This is a genomic window from Frankia sp. R82, assembly GCF_023716925.1.
In the GTDB taxonomy this organism is placed as follows: domain Bacteria; phylum Actinomycetota; class Actinomycetes; order Frankiales; family Frankiaceae; genus Frankia.
On sequence record NZ_JAMQQG010000278.1, the window covers coordinates 1 to 4,202 of the forward strand.

Consider the following 4,202-nt stretch of genomic DNA (forward strand, 5'->3'; position numbering starts at 1 on the left):
GGTGCGGGCAACGCGGCGATTGCCACCAGGCTTGGCGTCTGCGAGGACACCGTGGGCAAGTGGCGGGGCCGGTTCGCGGGGCTGGCCATGGCGGGCAGCGCGGTCATCACCGGACCGATCCCGGCGACGAGGGTGACGCCCAGACCGACCTCGACCAGCCGGCGCATGGCCCGGGGCAGGACGAGCCGCGCGAGCGCCGCCGACAGCCGGCCGATGCCGCCGGGGATGGCCGCCGCCGTGGCGAGCAGGACACCCAGGCACAGCCACAGCAGGCACAGCCAGGCCACCGCCGCGACGATCGTGACCAGCCCCTGCTCGGGCGCGGCGGTGAACCAGCCCGGCAGGTCGCCAAGGCCTGCGGGCAGATCGGCGGCACGTGGGCCGAAGACGATCAGAACCGCCGCCACGGCGATCGCGCCGGCTGCGCCAACGAGTCGCGCCAACGTGCGCCGCACCCGCCCCGTGCCCATGATCGCTGCCCCTGTCTCCAAGAAGTGCTGGTTGTCGGACGTACTACCGGTCGGAGGTGCTACCTGCCGGGTGTGTTGTCTCGTGGATGGCATCGAAACTCTTCGTTTGCCTCTGTTTGTTTGTGTAACCCTCTTGGGTCCCGCTGTCAATCCCGGTTGCCTTCGGAGTGGGCGTGCGGAAGGGTCGACGGCAGGTCCGGCCAGGCCGGCAGGTCGGACGATCCGGCTGAACTCGGGCGGCCCGGGTGGCCGCGGGACGTGTTGGATGAGACGCGGAACGGAGGGGATCCGATGCGTTGGGAGGATCTGTTCGCCGATCTCGAGCTGCAGTGGGAGGCGAACGAGGCGGCGGAGTTCGCCGCGGAACTGGCCGACCGCAGCCGTCGGGAGGCCGGCTACCTGCGGATGATCGATCGGATGCGGCCGGTGGTGGGTCATCCGGCCCGGATCCGGGTGCTCGGCGGTCAGCAGGCGGGGGAGAGCCTGCACGGCACCCTGGCCGCGCTCGGGACGGACTGGCTGCTGCTGGCCGAACCGGGGGCGACGGAGGCGCTGGTGGCGATGCGGGCGCTGCTCGCGGTCGAGAACCTGCCGGTCGTGTCCGCGCAGCCGGGGCACGAGGGGCCGCTGGGCGCCCGGCTCGATCTGCGCTATGTCCTGCGGGGACTGGTTCGTGACCGATCCACCTGCACACTGCGGTTCGTGGACGGGGCGACACTGCACGGCACGCCGGTGCGGGTGGGGGCGGACTTCCTGGAGGTCGCCGAGCACGCCGTGGGCGAGTTCGCCCGCCGCGGGCAGATCCGCTCCGGGTGGACGCTGCCCCTGGACGCCCTTGCCTACATCCGCCGCATCCCCTGACGCCACGCGACGAGGCCGGAGCAGGGCCGTGCCGGGGCGGTTCAGTCCTCGGGGACGGATTCGCCCCGGGTCATCGGGTTCGCGGCCACGAACGCCCTGGTCTGCTCGTAGGCACGCTGGATGTAGCCCTCGAGTTCGGCGCGCTCGACCCGCCACTGACCGCGTCCACCGATCTTGATCGCGGGCAGCTCGCCCGAGCGGACGAGCGCGTAGGTCTGGCTGGAGGAGATGTTGAGGATGTCCGCCACGTCACTCAGCTGCAGGAAGCGGTCGTTCATCGGGTCCTCCTCCTGAGACCGGATGTCTCTCCTCTCGTGTGTACCAGAGATTCCACCGTCCATCGTCTCCAGATGCTTCAGGTTGTGGATAACTGCGCCCGGTCATGGTCGAAAGACCCCGCTCGCCATCAACCGCTATGACTGAGCCAGGGGTCGACCGGAAGCGGTGGCCACATTGTGTCCGCGATGTGGGATGGGTGGGTGCGCATCGACCCGGCCCACCTGCGCGTCCAATGAGTGGGCCCGACGTCCGGATACGTCGGGACGTGGGGTGGTTCTGACGTAGCGTGGCCCGACGCTGCGCTGGGTGGTCGGATGTGGTGGGATGCGATGCGATGTCGCCACCGAGCTCACCGGTATGACTAGGTTCGAGCTGTTCGACCACGTACGCTCTGCGACCGGAGGGTGCGTTCCCGCGCCGCAGGGTCCGCCAGGAGAAAGGGAGGTCTCCCGGTGACCGAGCTTGCTGCAGGGGTCCGCCCCGAGACGGCCGCGCCGCCGGCGTCACCCCCCGCGCGCCGGCTCACCCGTCGGCGCTGGCGAGATTCCCGGCTGCTCGTCGGGGTGCTGCTCGTGCTGGTCTCGGTGGTGGTCGGCGCGCGGCTGTTCGCGTCGGCGGACTCGTCCCGGCAGTGGGTGGTGGCCCGCGGTGATCTCCCGGCGGGGCATGTCGTCGTGGCCGGCGATCTGGGCACCGTGTCCGCGCGGCTGGACGGGGCCACGTCCGGCCGGTACTACCCGGGTGCCCGGCTGGGTGACCTGACCGGGGCGACGCTTGCCCGGCCGGTGAACGCGGGTGAGTTCGTCAGCGGCGGCGACTTCGCCGGGCGGGACCGGACGGCCACCCGCCTGGTGCCCGTCATCGTCAAGGCGGGCAGACTGCCGGCGCTGGAGCCCGGTGACCATGTGGATGTCTACGTCTTCCAGGCCGGAGCGTCCGCGGGTGGCGCCGCCCAGACCGGTGGCCCGGGCGGCGGGTCGGGGGCTGCGAACAGCACGACCACGCCGGCCGCGCCGGCAGCGGGGTCCGGCGCCGAAACACTTGCGCTGCATGACGTCGAGTTCGTCGAGGTGGAGAAGCTGGCCAGCGGCGACCGGTCGATCACGCTGCGGGTGCCGATCGACGGCGCGATCGCGGCGGTGGCGGCATCCCAGAGCGAGCGGGTCGACGTCGTGAAACTGGAGCGTGACGCCAACGGTGGCGTCGGCGCGACCGGCCCGACCAGCACTGCGGGGTACGGGCGGTGAGCCTGCCGATCCTGACCGCGGTGACCGACTCGGACGTGGAGGCGGGGCTCGTCTCGGCGTTCGACCGTCGCGATCTCGGGGTGACCGTGGTTCGCCGCTGCGTCGATCTGCCGGATCTGCTGGCCGCGGCGACCACCGGCGCGGCGCGGGCCGCGCTGCTGTCGGCTGACCTACGGCGCCTGGACCGCGATGCGCTGACCCGGCTGGCCATCGCCGGGATCGCCGTCGTCGGTCTGATCGCCCCCGGCGACGAGGACGGCGATCGCCGGCTGCGCCAGCTCGGCGTCGCCGCCGTCATCGCGGCCGATGCCACAGCGGAAGTGGTCGCCGGCGCCGTCGTCGAGGCCTCCCGGGCCCTGGCCTCCCATCCTGCCGTCGGCAGCGCCGCCTCGGTCACCGGCTGGCCGACCGGCTACAGCGAGACGCTGCCGGGTTTCGGGCAGCTCGACCCGTTCGGTGTCGGCGGGGACAGCGCAGACGTGCCCGAGGTCGGTGCCGGCCGGGTGATCGCCGTGTGGGGGCCGGCCGGTGCGCCGGGCCGCACCACCCTCGCGCTGTGCCTGGCCGCGGAGATCGCCGCACTCGGGGCACCCACCCTGCTGATCGACGCCGACTCCTATGGCGGCGCGATCGGCCAGCTCGTCGGCCTGCTGGAGGAGGCGCCGGGGCTCGCCGCCGCGGCCCGCTCGGCCAACCAGGGGCTGCTGGACGTGCCGCGCCTGGCCATGCTGTGCCGCGATCTCGGCGACGGGCTGCGGGTGCTGCCCGGCATCTCCCGCCCGTCGCGCTGGCCAGAGCTTCGCCCGGCGTCCATGGAGACCGTGCTGTCGCTGGCTCGGCGGCTGTCGGCGTACATCGTGGTCGACTGTGGCTTCTGCCTGGAAAGCGACGAGGAGCTGTCGTTCGACACCGCGGCGCCCCGGCGCAACGGTGCGACGCTCGCGGTCCTGGCGGCGGCGGACATCGTGCTTGCGGTCGCCTCGGCGGAGCCGGTGGGGTTGGTCCGGTTTGTCCGCGGGCTCGCGGATCTGCGCGAGAGCGTGCCGACCGTCGAACCACTGATCGTCGTCAACCGGCTGCGCGCCTCGGTGGTCGGGGGCGAGCCGACCCGTGAGGTGAGTCGGGCGATCCTGCGCCACACCGGCAGTGAGCCGGTTGCACTCGTTCCCTACGACCTCGCCGGGCTGGACGCCGCCCAGGTCGCCGGCCAGCTGCTGCGCGACATCGCGCCGACCTCTCCGGCCCGGCTCGCGATCCGCGAACTCGCCGGTCGCCTGGCCGGGCGGCCCGCGGCCGCCCGCCGCCGTGGCACCTTCCGTCGACAGGCTCGCTAGATCCGCCGGGT

Annotated in this window: 4 protein-coding genes and 1 pseudogene; 3 read left to right on the top strand and 2 right to left on the bottom strand. The window is 72.7% G+C overall.

Annotated features, from left to right (window positions below; all coding sequences use genetic code 11):
- Nucleotides 1–491: pseudogene (locus tag ND747_RS20185) on the bottom strand (hypothetical protein); the annotation flags it as partial.
- A gap of 270 nt (nucleotides 492–761) precedes the next feature.
- Here ND747_RS20185 and ND747_RS20190 point away from each other — a divergent pair.
- Nucleotides 762–1,331, top strand: a complete 570-nt coding sequence (locus tag ND747_RS20190; RefSeq protein WP_251735411.1) for a hypothetical protein — start codon at nucleotides 762–764, stop codon at nucleotides 1,329–1,331.
- Between the two features lie 41 nt (nucleotides 1,332–1,372).
- Here the strand turns inward: ND747_RS20190 and ND747_RS20195 are convergent, their stop codons facing one another.
- Nucleotides 1,373–1,609, bottom strand: coding sequence for a helix-turn-helix domain-containing protein (locus ND747_RS20195; RefSeq protein ID WP_251735413.1), 237 nt, complete (start codon nucleotides 1,607–1,609; stop codon nucleotides 1,373–1,375).
- 453 nt (nucleotides 1,610–2,062) lie between these two features.
- On the opposite strand from ND747_RS20195, the gene ND747_RS20200 reads away from it, so the two are divergent.
- Both ND747_RS20200 and ND747_RS20205 read left to right on the top strand, forming a co-directional pair.
- Nucleotides 2,063–2,857: an SAF domain-containing protein gene (locus tag ND747_RS20200; RefSeq protein WP_251735414.1), complete on the top strand. Its 795-nt coding sequence runs from the start codon at nucleotides 2,063–2,065 to the stop codon at nucleotides 2,855–2,857.
- The gene (locus tag ND747_RS20205; protein WP_251735416.1) at nucleotides 2,854–4,191 is read left to right on the top strand and encodes a chromosome partitioning protein; all 1,338 of its coding nucleotides are present in this window, start codon (nucleotides 2,854–2,856) and stop codon (nucleotides 4,189–4,191) included. The genes ND747_RS20200 and ND747_RS20205 overlap by 4 nt, the downstream gene beginning before the upstream one ends.
- Nucleotides 4,192–4,202: the final 11 nt, after the last annotated feature.